The following is a 16,428-nucleotide window of genomic DNA, read 5'->3' as shown; positions in this document are numbered from 1 at the left end:
TACAGCTCTTTCACATCGTGAAAGGTGTAATAAAAAATTGTAATATTCGTCCCGATGCTGGACATTGAAGGAGGCAATCGTCATGGTGGAAGAAATGAACAGTGAAATGACAATTAAAGCTTTTAACGTAGGTGATACTGTAACTGGTAAAGTTACAAAAGTAGAGGATAAACAAGCTTTTGTTGATGTTGGTTTCAAAGTTGATGGCATTATTCCAATTAGTGAATTGTCAAGTCTTCACGTCGAAAAAGTAAGTGACGTATTAAATGTTGGAGATGAAGTAGAGTTAAAGGTAAGTAAAGTGCAGGATGATGAACTTGTACTTTCAAAACGTGCAGTACAAGCAGAAAAAGCATGGACTGAGTTACAGGAAAAGTTTGCAAATCAAGAAACGATTGAAGCTCAAGTAGCTGATGTTGTTAAAGGTGGGCTGGTTGTTGACTTAGGAGTGAGAGGATTTATTCCTGCGTCACTTGTTGAAAGACATTTTGTAGAGGATTTCTCAGATTATAAAGGACGTACACTTCGTCTTAAAGTTGTGGAAATGGAGCCAGAAAACAATAAGTTGATCCTATCTCAACGTGCTGTACTCGATGAAGAAGTTACAAATAAAAAATTATCTGTCCTAAGCTCTATAAATGAAGGCGATGTTGTAGAAGGAACTGTTCAACGTTTGACAGACTTTGGTGCATTCGTTGATCTAGGTGGTGTGGATGGGCTGGTACATATCTCACAACTGGCACACCATCGTGTTGAAAAACCTTCAGATGTTGTCAAAGAAGGGGACCGAGTAAAAGTTAAAGTGTTATCGGTAGATGCTCAAAAAGAGAGAGTTTCTCTTTCGCTAAAAGATACGTTGCCTGGCCCTTGGGAAACAGTTGCAGGTGAAATTAAAGCTGGTGATGTTGTAGAAGGAACTGTAAAGCGTCTAGTTTCGTTTGGTGCATTCGTTGAAGTAGCTCCAGGAGTAGAAGGACTTGTTCATATTTCACAAATTGCTAATCGTCATATCGGTACACCTCAAGAAGTTCTTACAGAAGGTGATAAGGTTGAAGCAAAAGTACTTGATATTAACCTTGGTGAAAAACGTATCTCTTTAAGTATTCGTGCATTACAAGAAGAAGATACAGTGGAAGAAGTTCCAGAACAATATACCAAAAATGAAGAAGAACATTCAGGTTTTTCTTTAGGAGATATGATTGGAGATCAATTAAAAAAGTATAAATCGTAGGTGATTACATTGACACTTCGTTCTGTAAGAAAAAATGAACATATTGCTCATGCGATCGAAACGGGGCAAGAAAAAAAGCATGGATTTGATGATGTGCAGTTTGTTCACCAAAGCTTGCCTAATATGAATAGTGAACGTGTTGATATATCTACGACTATCGGCGAACTTGTTATGAGTTCGCCGATTTTTATCAATGCAATGACAGGTGGCGGCGGCGAGCGTACGAAAGATGTAAATCAACGTTTAGCCGAAGTAGCTAAACGTGCAAACATTGGTATGGCGGTTGGTTCGCAGATGGCTGCGATTAAAAACGTAGAAGAACGTGAATCATATAGTATTGTAAGAAAAGTAAATCCAAAAGGTGTCATCATCGGGAACCTAGGGAGCGAAGCAACTGTTGAACAAGCGAAAATAGCTGTTGATATGCTTGAGGCGAATGCTTTACAAATCCACCTCAACGTTGTTCAAGAACTCGTTATGCCTGAAGGAGATCGAGACTTTTCAGGTGCTATTGACCGGATAGAAAAGATAGTGTGCGCATTACCTGTTCCTGTCATTGTTAAAGAAGTAGGATATGGGATGAGTAAAGAAGCAGCGAAAAAATTAGCTGATGCCGGTGTATCTATTGTTGATGTTGGCGGATTTGGCGGAACTAACTTTTCTAAAATTGAAAACATGAGGCGAGAAAAGGTACTGCAATTTTTTAATGACTGGGGGATACAAACCACCGCCTCCATCGTTGAAGTTGTAAAGAGTCAACCTTTTATGAACGTAATAGCCTCAGGTGGAATTCAGAATGCTCTCGATATTGTTAAGTCACTCTCTCTAGGTGCAACGGCCACTGGATTAGCAGGCTATTTTCTTAAAATATTATTAGATGATGGTGAAGAGACACTAGTTAAGGAAATTGAAAGTATGCATTCTGAGATTAAAATGCTTATGACGGCTTTAGGTGCGGAAAATGTTAATGAATTAAAAAAGGTCCCACTTGTCATAAGTGGGCAAACCTATCATTGGCTTCAACAAAGAGGTTTCTCTACTGATGAGTTTAGTCGGAGGTAGGAAACAGAGAAAAGAGGCTGTAGAGCCTCTTTTCTTAATTATGCTTTAAGTCTTTTTAGTTTTAATTATCGCTGGCGTTTACGTGCTTCTTCTGGTCCTTCGAGTTTTGTTGCACCACCATATTTTAAATCCTGGTCTCTGTCTAGTTCCACTTTATCTGACTTTCTTAATTTCCGCTCTTGGCGATCTTTTCCCATACTATTCCCTCCTTACTTATCTCTAAGAATCCTGAGTAGTGTCTCACACCCTTGTAAGTTTTATGCATAAATGATTAGTATTTTTAGAATTGTACATAATGTTAAGGTTAGGTGGTGATGAGCGCATGGAGGGCATTTGGTTTATTTGGTTTATGTGGATAAGCTGGATTATTTGTACCTTTTATTTAAGGAAGTCCAAAAAACGAACGTGGATATCTTTCTGGTTACTTGTAATCATTTTTTTATTTAATAAGTTTTTCACAATAGGTATGTACGAAATTTCTTATGCTTATTTACTCGTTTCGTTCATTTGTTATTGGTTTATTTCAAAATATAACTCGATTATGATGTTATACATGTTATTTATATCAATGATATTAACATTTTTGTTTGCAGGGCTTCATCTCGTTGAACTTTATGATCCTGTGATGTTTTTACTTGTTGATAAAATGTGGGTGATTTCCGCTCTTGTGGCAATTATTACAGTTGTGTTAGTAAAGGATTTACGTGGGAGGCTGGTCATTTCAGTCTCAGGCCTAATTCAAGGAGAGTTATTGTTTAAAAATTTTCTTTCAAGTATATATGGGGTGCAATTACTTGGAACGGCAACTTTTTTTGATCTGATCGCCATCGCTTCGTTTTTTATTATCAGCTGGCATGCTTTTGAGCAATTCTGTGAGTATATGGGTCAATATGTAAGAAAACTACCTGCATCAAGAGAGAAAGATATCCGTGTTTTTCGTTAATACTATTACAGCGATGTATGATATTTAGGCTGTTTAAAATAATCTAATTGTCGAATAGCAACTATATTTGTTAGAATAGATTAGTTGTGTTGCCAAAATCATCCGCACGACAAATACATTATTTGTAATGTTTAACTATAGAAAGAAAGGTAGTGAAAGTATGCCCAAACCAGTAGTTGCAATCGTTGGTCGTCCAAATGTAGGGAAGTCAACGATTTTTAATCGAATTGTTGGGGAAAGAGTTGCAATTGTTGAAGATATGCCAGGTGTAACTCGTGATCGTATTTATAGTTCTGGAGAATGGCTGCATCGGGATTTTAATTTAATTGATACAGGCGGTATAGAACTTAGTGATGAACCATTATTGGTGCAAATGCGTGAGCAAGCTGAGCTTGCAATTAAAGAAGCTGATGTAATTATCTTTATTGTTAATGGGAGAGAAGGAATTACAGGGGCTGATGAAGAAGTAGTGAAAATGTTATTTAAGTCGAAAAAGCCTGTAGTTCTTGGAGTTAATAAAATAGATAATCCTGAACAAAGAGAAAAAATTTATGAGTTTTATTCTTTAGGGCTTGGAGAACCTATTCCAATCTCGGGTTCTCATGGACTCGGTTTAGGTGACCTATTGGATGAAGTTATCAAGCACTTCCCTGACGAAGAAGAAGATCCGTATGATGAGGATACCATCCGAATATCATTAATTGGTCGTCCAAATGTAGGGAAATCTTCTTTAGTTAATGCCCTACTCGGTGAGGAACGAGTTATAGTTAGTAATATTCCGGGAACGACAAGAGACGCGATTGATACACCTTTCCAACGTGATGACCAAGAGTATGTACTAATAGATACAGCTGGTATGCGAAAACGTGGAAAAGTGTATGAAACAACTGAAAAGTATAGTGTCCTTAGATCTTTAAAAGCTATTGAACGTTCAGATGTTGTTTTAGTTGTCTTAAATGCAGAAGAAGGTATTATCGAGCAAGATAAGAAGATTGCAGGATACGCTCATGAAGCAGGACGAGCTGTAATTATTGTTGTCAACAAGTGGGATGCCATTGCCAAAGACGATAAGACGATGCAGAACTTTGAGCAAAAAATCCGCGATCATTTCTTATTTTTAAGTTATGCACCTATCTTGTTTACTTCAGCAAAATTAAAGCAAAGATTACAACATATTTTACCAATGGTTCAAAAAGTTTCTGAAAACCATAATCTACGTGTGTCTACTAGTGTCTTAAATGATATGGTAATGGATGCTGTTGCCATGAATCCAACACCTACAGACAAAGGCAAGCGTCTAAAAATTAATTATGCTACACAGGTCGCTGTTGGACCGCCGACCTTTGTTTTCTTTGTAAACGAACCTGAACTTATGCACTTTTCATATCAGCGCTTTCTTGAAAATCGTTTGAGGCAGACGTTTGAATTCGAAGGAACGCCAATTAAAATCTTTGCTCGTAAAAAAAGTGACTAAGTTAGGTTAAACTGAAGACTATTGATTAAAACAACGTAGGCAACTTTAGGGGAATGGGTTGCTGAAGCCGTTCGGTTAAAAATAGACGAAATGGCGCCCAGTGTAATGTGAACGAGTGAAAACTGGGCACTCACTTTATAATCAGTAGGGGAGAGTTAAATGGAAATTATAATTGCATTTGTTATTTCTTACTTAATTGGTTCAATTAGTTTCAGTTATATCATAACGAAAAAAATCAAAAAGGTTGATATTAGACAACATGGGAGTGGGAATGCAGGAGCAACAAATACACTGCGAGTACTTGGGGTCGGACCAGCAGTTACTGTCTTGTTATTAGATGCGGCAAAGGGAATCCTTGCCGTATTGGTCACATTGTGGATACTTGGTCCAGGATGGGCACCTGCTCTAGCGGGTTTAGCTGCTATTCTTGGACATAACTGGCCCGTTTATTACGGGTTTCGGGGTGGAAAAGGTGTGGCTACAACGATTGGTGTAATGGCTTCAATTGTATTCATTCCTGCTTTAATAGCTGGAGCAGTTGCAATAATTACCATTGCTTTAACCCGTTTTGTTTCATTAGGGTCTTTGCTTTTTATGGTCGCGACTACGATTGCTACGATTCTGCTTGCTAATGTTTATCAATATCCAATGGCTTACTTTTACTTAAGTTTGATCGTCACCATTCTATCCTTTTGGAGACACCGTCAAAATGTCGTCCGCCTTATACAAGGAACAGAAAGTAAACTGGGTAAAAAAGCGACAACTTAACGAAAGATGTAACCATTCAAGTTTTTTAGGGGAGAAAATCTTTTCTCCCTTTCATTCATTTTACTTAAACTAAGTGGCTGTAAGTTTAATTAGTAAAGAAAACATAGAGAGTTAAATAAACCGAGAAGTTAATTAAGGAGGTGTAATTCTGGTAATGAATTTTGCAGCTTTAACATAAGTTTTTGCTGCTCTTTGTTAGTTACCGGAATTTTCATATGTCAAAAATAGCTGTCTTAGGTGCGGGGAGTTGGGGAACCGCTTTAGCCATGGTGTTAGCAGATAATCATCATGATGTAAGAATGTGGGCAAGAAGAGAAGATCAAGTAACGGAAATAAATGAAAAACATACAAATGTGAAGTATTTACCTGACGTAGATTTACCTCACAATATTACTGCATATACAAATATTAAAGCGACTTTAACGGGAAGCGAAGCTATATTACTCGTTGTTCCGACGAAGTCTATGCGAACAGTTATGCAAGCGGTCAAACCTTACCTTAAAGATGGTGTGCCGATTATCCATGCAAGTAAAGGCATTGAACCTTCTTCATCAAAACGAGTTTCAGAAATGATTGCAGAAGAGCTTCCAGCTGGCTTTTCTAATTCAATTGTAGTCTTATCAGGACCAAGTCATGCCGAAGAGGTAAGTAAACGTCAGCCTACAACTGTAACCGTTTCGTCGTTGGATATGAATGCAGCCGAGCAAGCTCAGGACCTATTTATGAACCAAAGTTTCCGCGTATATACGAATGTAGATCTAATCGGTGTGGAACTTGGTGGGGCGCTTAAAAATATAATCGCCTTATGTGCAGGGTTAACGGATGGATTAGGATTTGGTGATAATGCTAAAGCCGCTCTGATGACGCGAGGTTTAGCCGAAATAACAAGGTTAGGTATTAAGCTTGGTGCAAACCCGTTAACATTTTCTGGATTATCAGGTTTAGGGGATCTCATAGTGACTTGTACAAGCGTACATAGTCGAAATTGGCGAGCTGGGAATATGTTAGGTAAAGGAAAGTCAATTGATGATGTACTTGATCAAATGGGGATGGTAGTTGAAGGAATTCGTACAACAGAAGCTGCTTTTTTACTTGCCCAAAAAGTGGATGTTGATATGCCTATTACAAGTGCTTTATACGAAGTTCTATTTAATAACAAGAAACCAGATGACGCTGTCGAAGAATTAATGGGTCGAGTTAAAAAACATGAAGGGGAAGACTTTTCCGGTTTACTTCCAAATCAAAATAGAGAGCAGTAAGTTATAAAAACAGTTAGATGCTGTCAACCAGTGCGAGCTAAATCCAGCCACCAGTTTGTTCTTCTGTTATTTATGAGTATTCATGCACATGCGAAATTGATGTCGCATACGATATGATGACAATACTCATGAGGGAGGACTATACATTGTCTAATAACTTTTTTGATAACATTGAAAAGAAAACAAATGTTAAGCAAGAAGATATTTTTAAGCTGGCGCAATCGGTTAGTAATGCGAACTTAAAAGATGAGCAAACAGTTCGTCAATTAATAGCGCAAGTTGCTAAATTGGCAAACAAACCGGTTTCAAAAGAAAAAGAAGATCAAATTGTGAAAGCGATTATTAACAATAACATGCCAATGGATTTTGGGTCTTTATCGAAAATGTTTGGTAAGAAATAGGTGGAGGAATAGGCTCCTGTATAAGACAAGAAAGCACCTATAGCATATAATGTATCGAACGGCTATCATCAAGGCTGTCACTGAGGGTGAAGGATTTAGTCAGGTTGGAGATAATAGGTGCCCCTATTCTCCAACTTTTTTCTTTTTGGACAAGTATTCAATTCATTGAAAAGTTTTGATATGATATAATAGATTTTGTTATTAAGGAGGTTGATGATATGTCACAAGCTATGATAAATATGTATATTTCATTTTTTGCAATGATCTTAATGTTTATTTCTGTTGCTACAGCAGTATTTAGTAAATTAAAACTTAGAGGTGTTTTTAGAGGAATCGTTCTTACATTTTCTTTTATTTGTCTCGTGGTTTCTGGACTTATCGTATTTTTAATTGTAATTGGGGGACCAACTGCTACACTATAACAAGAAATAGGATTGATATGCATGAAGAATTTTGTTGGAATCATATTTATGACGATAGGAGTACTGTTATTAACTGGATGCCTTTATCCAAGTGAACAGCGTGTAGAAAACCAAGTCCCTTATCCTGACCAATTGCTGTCTGTTCAACAGGCTGTTACCCAATTTAAAGAAGATACAGGGGTTCTACCAATAAAGAACAGAGATATTGATACACCAATCTACCAGAAGTATCCTGTAGATTTTAGACAATTAGTCCCCCGCTATTTGCAAAATCCACCGGGGAATTCATTTGAAAGCGGCGGGCTTTATCAGTACGTTTTAGTTAATGTAGAAGATGAGGTTGAGGTAAAACTTCTAGATCTTTCTGTAATGCGTGAGATACAAAGGCTGCAAGGTCAGTTGAATCAATATATGCGTAAAAATGATTTGGCCCCAATTGATGAAATGCTAGATACAGGGTTGTTTTCTCTACAGTTTGAAAAATTGAATTACAAAGAACCACCAACTGTAAGAACTCCTTACTTTGGAAATTACTTACCGTTACTTATAGATAATAGTGGTCAAATATTAATTGACTACCGTATGGATATTAATATGGCCTTACAAGAGTTTGAACATTCCTATACTTATGGCGATGACGTCAGAGAAATACTCGTTGAAAATTCTCCATTTGTACCGGCGTTTTCCATTCCATATACGATTGATGAACAAGGTGACCCTGTTTATTTTATGGATTTAGTATATGGAAGGGTTTCAAACTAAAAAATATTAACAGTGCTAGGTTCTCTTAATCATAGAGATACCTGGCACTTTTTTATATTTTTATAAGTTAAAGGGTTATAAAGTTGTTAGATGGTCATATACATACAAGAGGAAGGAGCATTTTTTTGTAGTTTACGATTAAATGCGTTCTTCATAACGATGATAAATACTGAAGTTTGTCTGCACCGTGCAACACATATCTTTTTTATAATATTTCATTCTTTTTTTAAGGGTTGTCATATTTTTTGGACAACAACATAAGTATGTAATGTCCAACAATTACGGTGCTAGATTTTAAACTTCTAAATTTATACATGATCGGGAGGGGATCACGTGGAAAAGATTGATATTTTCAAAGATATCGCTGAACGTACAGGTGGCGATATATACCTAGGAGTGGTAGGGGCAGTTCGAACAGGTAAATCTACCTTTATAAAAAAGTTTATGGAACTTGTTGTAATCCCCAACATTGAAAATGAAGGTGACAAAGCTAGAGCTCAAGATGAATTACCACAAAGTGCTGCTGGTAAAACGATTATGACAACTGAGCCGAAATTTGTTCCGAATACTGCAGTTTCCATTCATGTTGATGAAGGATTAGATGTAAATGTTCGGTTAGTAGATTGTGTAGGTTATGCTGTTCCGGGAGCTAAAGGTTATGAGGATGAAAACGGTCCTCGTATGATTAACACGCCTTGGTATGAAGAACCAATCCCGTTCCAAGAAGCAGCAGAAATTGGAACGAGAAAAGTCATTCAAGAACATTCTACTTTAGGTGTTGTTGTTACAACGGACGGATCAATTGGAGATATTCCGCGTTATGATTATCTTGAAGCGGAAGAGCGAGTAATTGAGGAGTTAAAAGAAGTCGGGAAACCGTTTATCGTAGTTATAAACAGTGTTAGACCGCATCACCCTGATACAGATCTACTTCGTCAGGAAATTTCTGAACGCCATGATGTACCGGTACTTGCCATGAGTATTGAAAGCATGACAGAAAGTGATATTAACAACGTTTTAAGAGAAGTACTCTTTGAATTTCCAGTGCATGAAGTCAATGTAAACCTTCCAAGCTGGGTAATGGTATTAAAAGAAGAGCATTGGTTACGCCAAAGCTATGAAGAAGCTGTAAGAAGTACAGTAAAAGACATTAAACGTCTTCGTGATGTTGACCGTGTTGTTGGACAATTTGGAGAATATGATTTTATTGACCAAGCGGGTCTGGCCGGAATCGAAATGGGGCAAGGTGTAGCTGAAATTGATCTTTACGCTCCAGACGATTTATATGATCAAATCTTAAAAGAAGTGGTCGGGGTTGAAATTCGAGGTAAAGATCATTTGCTTCAGTTGATGCAAGACTTTGCTCACGCGAAAGCAGAGTATGATCAAGTATCCGAAGCACTTCGTATGGTAAAACAAACAGGTTACGGAATTGCTGCACCGGCAATTACCGATATGAGCTTAGATGAGCCTGAAATCATTCGTCAAGGGTCTCGATTTGGCGTTCGATTAAAAGCAGTTGCGCCGTCCATTCATATGATTAAAGTAGATGTTGAATCAGAATTTGCGCCAATTATTGGTACAGAAAAACAAAGTGAAGAGCTGGTACGTTACCTGATGCAAGACTTTGAGGATAACCCATTATCGATTTGGGAGTCTGACATTTTCGGAAGGTCACTAAATTCGATCGTTCGAGAAGGTATTCAAGCGAAATTGTCACTTATGCCTGAAAATGCACGATACAAGTTGAAAGAAACATTAGAAAGAATTATAAACGAAGGATCAGGCGGATTAATCGCCATTATCCTATAACAAAAACAATAAAAAACAACGGTGCCAGGCACCTTTAGTCCGCTAAAGGTGCCTGGCACCGTTTTATTCTATTTTGTTGTGTTATTGTGGATAAGTTCAAATCATTTTTTTTGCTTTTCATGTGATGCTTGTGCTAAAATTTTCTAAGCTTACATATTATGATTGACTTAAGTGTTTGAATGGAGGCATTTATTTTGGATAATAAATTTGACTTAGAAAAAATTCAACAAGCTGTTACGATGATATTAGAAGCCATCGGTGAAGATCCGAGTCGTGAAGGCTTACAAGATACACCTAAACGTGTAGCAAAAATGTATGCGGAAGTTTTTAGTGGTTTGAACGAAGATCCTGCAGAACATTTTCAAACGGTATTTGGAGAAGATCATGAAGAAATCGTGCTCGTAAAAGATATTCCTTTCTTTTCAATGTGTGAGCATCACTTAGTACCTTTTTATGGAAAAGCTCACGTTGGGTATATTCCTAGAGGTGGAAAAGTTACAGGTTTAAGTAAACTTGCCCGTGCAGTTGATGCAGTTGCGAAAAGACCTCAACTCCAAGAACGAATTACTTCTACGATTGCGGATGCATTAGTTACAGAATTAGACCCTCATGGAGTAATTGTTGTTGTTGAAGCTGAGCATATGTGTATGACAATGCGTGGTGTGAGAAAGCCAGGTTCAAAAACGATTACTTCGGCTGTTAGAGGAACGTTTGCTGAGGATGCATCAGCACGTGCTGAAGTGTTATCTTTTATTAAAGAATAAGAAGTACTTTATGTCATTGACAAATAGTAGGGAATAAGGGATAGTAAGTTTATATTAAAGCTCTTAATGATAAAGAATTTTAAGAAGGGGGCTTTTGAATGAGTTCGAAACAAGATTTTATCTTGATTAAAGCAAAAGAAGACGGGGTAAATGTAATCGGTTTAACGCGGGGATCCGATACGAGGTTTCATCATCTAGAGAAATTAGATAAAGGTGAGATTATGATTGCTCAATTTACAGAGCACACATCTGCGATAAAAGTTCGTGGTAAGGCAGTAATTCAAACAAGTCATGGTGAGATGGATACTGAAGTATAGAAAAGCAGGTTTCCCCTGCTTTCTTTTAGTGTTTCTATAAAAAGGTAAGGCTTCCATAATGAAATTCATAGTGACTTTTTGTAAACGTGTTTATTGACGTTTTACAATTATGCTATAATATAGTTCGACGTTAATGAATACAGAAAAATAACATGAGCAACAAAAGATTAACGGGGGACTATATAAATGAATGATTTTAATGAACTGGTGAACGAATGTAAAGAGAAATTTTTTTCGCTCACTGAACACACATTTTTACAAAAATATATACAAAAACCAGATATCGATGAAGACAAGGTTCGATTTATATATGCAATGTTATCTGAGCAAGTACCCGAAATTGACATTAACAATATTGCGTTGGCTTCCACATTGGTTGATGCAGCTCTTAACACACACGAAAAAGTCTCCCTCAATAAAATTAATTCAGACTATGTGAAGAAAAATCGTCAATTGACTGTTCTCGCTGGTGATTATTTTAGCAGCTTGTATTACTATCTGCTGGCACATTCCGGTCAAATGTCAATGATCCGCTTATTTAGTATATCCATTCAAGAAATTAACGAGCACAAAATGAACATCTATCAGAATGAAAACTTGACATTTGAAGCAACTCATCGGGATATATGTTCCATTGAATCTGCCATTTTACAAAATATAGCAGAACACTTTCAGTTGCCAAAATGGAAACTAGCAATTTCTGAATTCTTCTTCTTAAAAAGACTGATTTCCGAACGAAGTCAATGGTTAGAAGGTAGAAAATTGCCGATTGTACGAGCTCTTATAAATGACCACAAGCAATCGAAACCTGAACAATATAACCCAACACATGATGAAGTTTTGCAACTCATTAACGAAAAAATTAGTGAAAGAAAAGAAAAGGTCGAGGAGCTTTTAGAAGACCCATTATTTCAACATGATGTTATAATGAAACAAATGGAACGACTTTTCTCGCCATTAAACTACAGTGAAAAAGTTGCGGAAGAAGGGTAAATAATGACACAAACAAAAGAACAACGCGTACACCAAGTTTTTGAGTCGATTTACAAAAAGTACGATATGATGAATTCGGTTATTAGCTTTCAACGCCATAAAGCTTGGCGTAAAGACACGATGAAAATAATGCAAGTAAAAGAAGGCAGTCAGGCATTAGACGTTTGCTGTGGTACAGCAGATTGGACAATGTCAATGGCTGAAGCTGTCGGACCGAAAGGGAAAGTCTATGGTTTAGATTTTAGCAAAAATATGCTTACGATTGGTGAAAAGAAAGTTAAAGATGCTAAACTTTCACAAGTGGAACTTCTTCACGGAAATGCAATGGAACTTCCATTTGAAGACAATCAATTTGATTATGTAACAATAGGTTTTGGTTTGAGAAATGTACCTGACTATATGACAGTTATGAAAGAGATGCATCGTGTTCTAAAACCAGGTGGAAAAGTCGTATGTCTAGAAACGTCTCAACCAACACTTTTCGGGTTTAAGCAATTATATCTTTTTTATTTTAAATATATCATGCCGATCTTTGGAAAACTTTTTGCAAAAAGCTATGATGAGTACTCATGGCTGCAAGAATCGACATTGAACTTCCCTGGTAAAGAAGAACTGGCTAACATGTTCCGTGAGGCTGGTTTTAAAGATGTACAAGTTAAATCGTATTCAGGCGGAGTATGTGCTATGCATTTAGGAATAAAATAGTAATCTTCAAAGAGAGAAGTAGAATCGGGGAAAATAAAGTGATTAGAAAAATAAAAATCATCTTGGAAATGATCAAATTTGAGCATACAGTATTTGCCTTACCATTTGCATTTTTAGGTGCAGTTGTAGGCAGTATAATGGTGAACGGTTCTTGGCCGACACTTCATCATTGGATATGGATCACATTAGCAATGGTTGGAGCAAGAAGTGCAGCTATGGCCTTAAATCGTCTAATTGATGAGAAAATTGATAAGCACAATCCTAGAACGGCTGACCGTGCAATCCCTGCCAATCTTATTTCAAAACTAGAGGTTATTGGGTTTACTATTTTATCTTTTGCACTCTTAATTTATTCCTCTTTCCAATTAAATTTACTTGCTGTTTATTTATTACCTATAGCCGTATTCTTTCTTTTTATCTATTCGTATACAAAGCGGTTTACATGGGCTTGTCACATTGTATTAGGAATTACAATTGGAATTGCGCCATTAGGTGGCTGGGTCGGTACGACGGGTACACTACCTTGGGTAGCAGCATTTTTATTTTTAGCAGTAGTATTCTGGATTGCAGGTTTTGATGTAATTTATGCAACACAAGATGCAGATTATGACAAAAGAGCAGGCCTATATTCGATCCCAAGTTACTTCGGTATAAAAAAAGCATTACAAATTGCTAGAGGTCTTCATGTATTAAGTTTTATTGCAATGTTAGCTATGTTCTTTGTTAGTCCATTAAGTTGGATTTATCTGATAGGCGTCCTTATTGCTGGTGGAATTATGGTGTACGAGCATATGATTATATCAGAGGACGATTTATCCAAAGTAGGTGTAGCGTTTTTTCCAATGAATGGAATAATTAGTATTGTCATGTTAGTATTTACTATAGGAGACTTACTATTATGAAAAAATTCGATGGAATTTATACGGTTGGTATAACTGGAGCAAGTGGCGCTATTTATGGTGTTAGACTTGTTCAAGAATTGCTAAGACAAGATTACAAAGTGCACTTAATCGTAACTGAAGCAGGATGGCAAGTGTTTCGTGAAGAACTAGAATTAGATACATCTAAGCGGAACGAAGTAATCAAGCAATTATTTAAAGAGAACGATGAACAGTTCTCCTATCACACTCTTCAAGATTTCACAGCACCCATTGCTAGTGGTTCCTATCAAAATGATGGCATGATAGTTATTCCGTGTTCAATGGGGACCATGTCAGGGATTGCTCATGGATCTTCTAAGAATTTATTAGAACGTACAGCGGATGTCATGCTGAAAGAAGGTCGTCCATTAATCATTGTGCCGAGGGAAACACCGTTAAACCAGATTCACTTAGAAAATATGTTAAAAATATCAAAAGTTGGTGGAAAAATCCTACCAGCAATGCCAGCCTTTTATCAAATGCCAAAGTCGATGGACGACCTAATAAACTTTGTTGTTGGAAAGGCGTTAGACAGTTTAGGTGTAGGGCACGAACTCTTTACCCGTTGGGGGGATCAAAAGTGACATTAATCGTCGGGGAAATTTCCTATACCAACATTCTACCTATTTTTTATTATCTAGATCGCCAAAAATTAAGCGATCTAGATTGTCGTTTTGTTCCGCAAATTCCAGCCGAATTAAATCGTGGTATGGCAAACGGAGCAGTAGATGTTGGTGGGATTTCATCATTTGCTTATGGAGAAAATTTTGACCGTTACACACTTTTACCGAACTTATCTGTTTCTGCGTATTCCAGAGTCGGGTCACTTTTTTTATTTTCAAAGGTACCGATTGAAGAGCTAAACGAAAAGTCCGTTGCCTTAACATCTAGCTCAGCGACGACCATTCACTTACTTAAAATTATATTAGAACGGTTCTATGAGTTTTCAGTAGAATATGATGTTATGAAGCCAAATTTTGAATCCATGCTTGAAACACATGATGCGTGCCTCTTAATAGGCGATGATGCAATTAAAACGGTTTGGAATAAATCAGATCGATATTATATGTATGATATAGGGCAACTATGGTATGAACATACGGGATTACCAATGACTTATGCGGTCTTTGCTGTGAGAAATGAAGTGCTTCAGGCAGAAACTGAAAAATTGAGTGTATTATATGAACAATTTATTAGTAGCAAAAGAAAAAGTATTGATATCAACTATCTACCGATGATCGATAGTATTAGAAATAACTTTGGTGGTAGTCAACAGTTCTGGGAACAATATTTCAAAGGTTTATCGTATGATCTTAATGATCAGATGTTAAAAGGTCTAAATTATTATTATCAATTAGCATATGATTTAGGCTATTTAAAGAAAAAGGTACAAACTATTTCATTATGGAGTGCTTTTGACCATTGTCATTCCATGTAGTTTAGGGTGGAAGAAATGAAATTAGCAGACGTATATTATAAATTACAGAAGGATATTAACATCATCGAGAAAGACTTAGAGGTGACAGTCCAAGCAGATCATGTCACTCTAAGTGAAGCTTCCACTCAACTACTCAAAGCAGGTGGAAAAAGAATACGTCCTGTCTTTGTTTTGTTAGCAGGAAAATTTGGTGATTATGATATTCATTCATTAAAGAATATTGCGGTTCCACTCGAACTCATTCATATGGCGTCATTAGTTCATGACGATGTCATTGATGACGCCGAAACTCGGAGAGGTAAGCGAACCGTTAAAGCACAGTGGGATAACCGTGTCGCTATGTATACTGGAGATTATATTTTCGCGCGGGCACTTGAAATATCAATGTATTTTGAAAACCCAAGGATTCATCAAATACTCTCTTACGCGATGATGGAGATGTGTATTGGGGAAGTGGAACAAATACGTGATCAATATAATTGGAATCAAAACTTTAAAAACTATTTACGACGCATTAAGAGAAAAACGGCTCTATTAATTGCAGTGAGCTGCGAATTAGGAGCAATTGCAGCTAATGCTCCATTACATATCCAAAAGCGCCTATATTATTTTGGCTATTTTGTCGGTATGAGCTTTCAAATTACAGATGATGTTCTAGATTTCATCGGTACACAGAAACAACTAGGAAAACCGGCTGGCAGTGATCTTTTACAAGGGAATGTCACATTACCTGCCTTATATGCAATGGACAAAGATCCAGAAATTAAGCGCCTCATCATGGAAACTCTCGATGATCCGTATGTTGATAAATTAGACATCAGAAATGTTTTGGATGAGATCAAAAATTCAGGTGGAATTGCATATTCTCTACAAATCAGTGATATGTACTTAAACAAGGCATTTAGATGCTTAGAAGAATTACCGGACATTGATGCCAAGAAGTATTTACATGAAATTGCAAGTTACATAGGGAAACGAAAGTTTTAATGAACCGACCTATGTTTCATATATAAATGACTTACGCATGTTCGCCTTAGCAGCCACATGCGTTTTTTGTTGTAGTGGTTTGAGAGAGTGGTGGGGGGGGGGGGTGGGGTTGTGGGTAGACAGCACAACAAAGAAAAGAAGAAAAAGAGGAACTAGGGAAATATTATATT

The 16,428-nt window shown here is 37.0% G+C and carries 19 protein-coding genes; 18 read left to right on the top strand and 1 reads right to left on the bottom strand.

The genetic code is table 11. The features are described from left to right. The first annotated feature begins 82 nt into the window (after positions 1-82). Both rpsA and fni read left to right on the top strand, forming a co-directional pair. Positions 83-1,231, top strand: coding sequence for a 30S ribosomal protein S1 (rpsA, locus tag AC2VNP_RS03290; protein WP_486915987.1), 1,149 nt, complete (start codon positions 83-85; stop codon positions 1,229-1,231). A 9-nt stretch (positions 1,232-1,240) separates the two neighbouring features. Then, on the top strand, positions 1,241-2,293 hold the full coding sequence (gene fni / locus AC2VNP_RS03285; RefSeq protein WP_486915986.1) for a type 2 isopentenyl-diphosphate Delta-isomerase: 1,053 nt from the start codon (positions 1,241-1,243) through the stop codon (positions 2,291-2,293). Positions 2,294-2,358: 65 nt separating this feature from the next. Here fni and AC2VNP_RS03280 read toward each other — a convergent pair whose 3' ends face one another. Beyond that, positions 2,359-2,490, bottom strand: coding sequence for a YpzI family protein (locus AC2VNP_RS03280; RefSeq protein WP_275116908.1), 132 nt, complete (start codon positions 2,488-2,490; stop codon positions 2,359-2,361). Between the two features lie 98 nt (positions 2,491-2,588). On the opposite strand from AC2VNP_RS03280, the gene AC2VNP_RS03275 reads away from it, so the two are divergent. From AC2VNP_RS03275 to hepT, 16 genes are all read left to right on the top strand, one after another. Continuing rightward, positions 2,589-3,236, top strand: coding sequence for a YphA family membrane protein (locus AC2VNP_RS03275; protein ID WP_486915985.1), 648 nt, complete (start codon positions 2,589-2,591; stop codon positions 3,234-3,236). Positions 3,237-3,396: 160 nt separating this feature from the next. After that, the gene (der, locus tag AC2VNP_RS03270; RefSeq protein ID WP_486915984.1) at positions 3,397-4,710 is read left to right on the top strand and encodes a ribosome biogenesis GTPase Der; all 1,314 of its coding nucleotides are present in this window, start codon (positions 3,397-3,399) and stop codon (positions 4,708-4,710) included. A 159-nt stretch (positions 4,711-4,869) separates the two neighbouring features. Continuing rightward, positions 4,870-5,478 carry a glycerol-3-phosphate 1-O-acyltransferase PlsY gene (gene plsY / locus AC2VNP_RS03265; protein WP_486915983.1) on the top strand — a complete coding sequence of 203 codons (609 nt, stop codon included), beginning with the start codon at positions 4,870-4,872 and terminating at the stop codon, positions 5,476-5,478. Between the two features lie 215 nt (positions 5,479-5,693). Further along, the gene (locus tag AC2VNP_RS03260) at positions 5,694-6,737 is read left to right on the top strand and encodes an NAD(P)H-dependent glycerol-3-phosphate dehydrogenase (RefSeq protein ID WP_486915982.1); all 1,044 of its coding nucleotides are present in this window, start codon (positions 5,694-5,696) and stop codon (positions 6,735-6,737) included. Positions 6,738-6,883: 146 nt separating this feature from the next. Then, positions 6,884-7,138 (top strand): stage VI sporulation protein F, encoded by a 255-nt coding sequence (locus AC2VNP_RS03255; RefSeq protein ID WP_486915981.1) that lies wholly within the window; start codon positions 6,884-6,886, stop codon positions 7,136-7,138. A gap of 218 nt (positions 7,139-7,356) precedes the next feature. Next, positions 7,357-7,560, top strand: coding sequence for a DUF2768 domain-containing protein (locus tag AC2VNP_RS03250; RefSeq protein WP_486915980.1), 204 nt, complete (start codon positions 7,357-7,359; stop codon positions 7,558-7,560). 21 nt (positions 7,561-7,581) lie between these two features. Further along, positions 7,582-8,322 (top strand): hypothetical protein, encoded by a 741-nt coding sequence (locus AC2VNP_RS03245; RefSeq protein WP_486915979.1) that lies wholly within the window; start codon positions 7,582-7,584, stop codon positions 8,320-8,322. Positions 8,323-8,655: 333 nt separating this feature from the next. Continuing rightward, entirely contained in the window at positions 8,656-10,134 is a 1,479-nt protein-coding gene (gene spoIVA, locus AC2VNP_RS03240) for a stage IV sporulation protein A (protein WP_486915978.1), read from the top strand. A 194-nt stretch (positions 10,135-10,328) separates the two neighbouring features. Further along, positions 10,329-10,898, top strand: a complete 570-nt coding sequence (folE, locus tag AC2VNP_RS03235; RefSeq protein ID WP_486915977.1) for a GTP cyclohydrolase I FolE — start codon at positions 10,329-10,331, stop codon at positions 10,896-10,898. A 98-nt stretch (positions 10,899-10,996) separates the two neighbouring features. Further along, the gene (mtrB, locus tag AC2VNP_RS03230) at positions 10,997-11,215 is read left to right on the top strand and encodes a trp RNA-binding attenuation protein MtrB (protein WP_486915976.1); all 219 of its coding nucleotides are present in this window, start codon (positions 10,997-10,999) and stop codon (positions 11,213-11,215) included. A 186-nt stretch (positions 11,216-11,401) separates the two neighbouring features. Continuing rightward, positions 11,402-12,208, top strand: coding sequence for a heptaprenyl diphosphate synthase component 1 (locus AC2VNP_RS03225; protein ID WP_486915975.1), 807 nt, complete (start codon positions 11,402-11,404; stop codon positions 12,206-12,208). 3 nt (positions 12,209-12,211) lie between these two features. Then, entirely contained in the window at positions 12,212-12,913 is a 702-nt protein-coding gene (locus tag AC2VNP_RS03220) for a demethylmenaquinone methyltransferase (RefSeq protein ID WP_486915974.1), read from the top strand. 38 nt (positions 12,914-12,951) lie between these two features. Beyond that, positions 12,952-13,815, top strand: a complete 864-nt coding sequence (locus AC2VNP_RS03215) for a UbiA-like polyprenyltransferase (protein ID WP_486915973.1) — start codon at positions 12,952-12,954, stop codon at positions 13,813-13,815. Next, positions 13,812-14,417, top strand: coding sequence for a UbiX family flavin prenyltransferase (locus tag AC2VNP_RS03210; protein WP_486915972.1), 606 nt, complete (start codon positions 13,812-13,814; stop codon positions 14,415-14,417). The genes AC2VNP_RS03215 and AC2VNP_RS03210 overlap by 4 nt, the downstream gene beginning before the upstream one ends. Then, a complete protein-coding gene (locus AC2VNP_RS03205) occupies positions 14,414-15,271 on the top strand; it encodes a menaquinone biosynthesis protein (protein WP_486915971.1) in 858 nt (285 codons plus the stop codon). The genes AC2VNP_RS03210 and AC2VNP_RS03205 overlap by 4 nt, the downstream gene beginning before the upstream one ends. Before the next feature lie 15 nt (positions 15,272-15,286). Continuing rightward, entirely contained in the window at positions 15,287-16,258 is a 972-nt protein-coding gene (gene hepT, locus AC2VNP_RS03200) for a heptaprenyl diphosphate synthase component II (protein WP_486915970.1), read from the top strand. Positions 16,259-16,428 lie beyond the last annotated feature (170 nt).

This window comes from Alkalihalobacterium sp. TH-98, from assembly GCF_057473385.1.
The sequence above is the reverse complement of the archived record's forward strand: the minus strand, read 5'-3'. Positions and strand labels throughout refer to the sequence as shown.

What these genes read in the sequence shown, in the direction of transcription:
- rpsA (WP_486915987.1), top strand. Translation starts at nt 83, where the DNA reads ATGGTGGAAGAAATGAACAGTGAAATGACAATTAAAGCTTTTAACGTA.
- AC2VNP_RS03280 (WP_275116908.1), bottom strand. Translation starts at nt 2,490, where the DNA reads ATGGGAAAAGATCGCCAAGAGCGGAAATTAAGAAAGTCAGATAAAGTG.
- AC2VNP_RS03275 (WP_486915985.1), top strand. Translation starts at nt 2,589, where the DNA reads ATGTTAAGGTTAGGTGGTGATGAGCGCATGGAGGGCATTTGGTTTATT.
- der (WP_486915984.1), top strand. Translation starts at nt 3,397, where the DNA reads ATGCCCAAACCAGTAGTTGCAATCGTTGGTCGTCCAAATGTAGGGAAG.
- plsY (WP_486915983.1), top strand. Translation starts at nt 4,870, where the DNA reads ATGGAAATTATAATTGCATTTGTTATTTCTTACTTAATTGGTTCAATT.
- AC2VNP_RS03260 (WP_486915982.1), top strand. Translation starts at nt 5,694, where the DNA reads ATGTCAAAAATAGCTGTCTTAGGTGCGGGGAGTTGGGGAACCGCTTTA.
- AC2VNP_RS03250 (WP_486915980.1), top strand. Translation starts at nt 7,357, where the DNA reads ATGTCACAAGCTATGATAAATATGTATATTTCATTTTTTGCAATGATC.
- AC2VNP_RS03245 (WP_486915979.1), top strand. Translation starts at nt 7,582, where the DNA reads ATGAAGAATTTTGTTGGAATCATATTTATGACGATAGGAGTACTGTTA.
- mtrB (WP_486915976.1), top strand. Translation starts at nt 10,997, where the DNA reads ATGAGTTCGAAACAAGATTTTATCTTGATTAAAGCAAAAGAAGACGGG.
- AC2VNP_RS03225 (WP_486915975.1), top strand. Translation starts at nt 11,402, where the DNA reads ATGAATGATTTTAATGAACTGGTGAACGAATGTAAAGAGAAATTTTTT.
- AC2VNP_RS03220 (WP_486915974.1), top strand. Translation starts at nt 12,212, where the DNA reads ATGACACAAACAAAAGAACAACGCGTACACCAAGTTTTTGAGTCGATT.
- AC2VNP_RS03210 (WP_486915972.1), top strand. Translation starts at nt 13,812, where the DNA reads ATGAAAAAATTCGATGGAATTTATACGGTTGGTATAACTGGAGCAAGT.
- hepT (WP_486915970.1), top strand. Translation starts at nt 15,287, where the DNA reads ATGAAATTAGCAGACGTATATTATAAATTACAGAAGGATATTAACATC.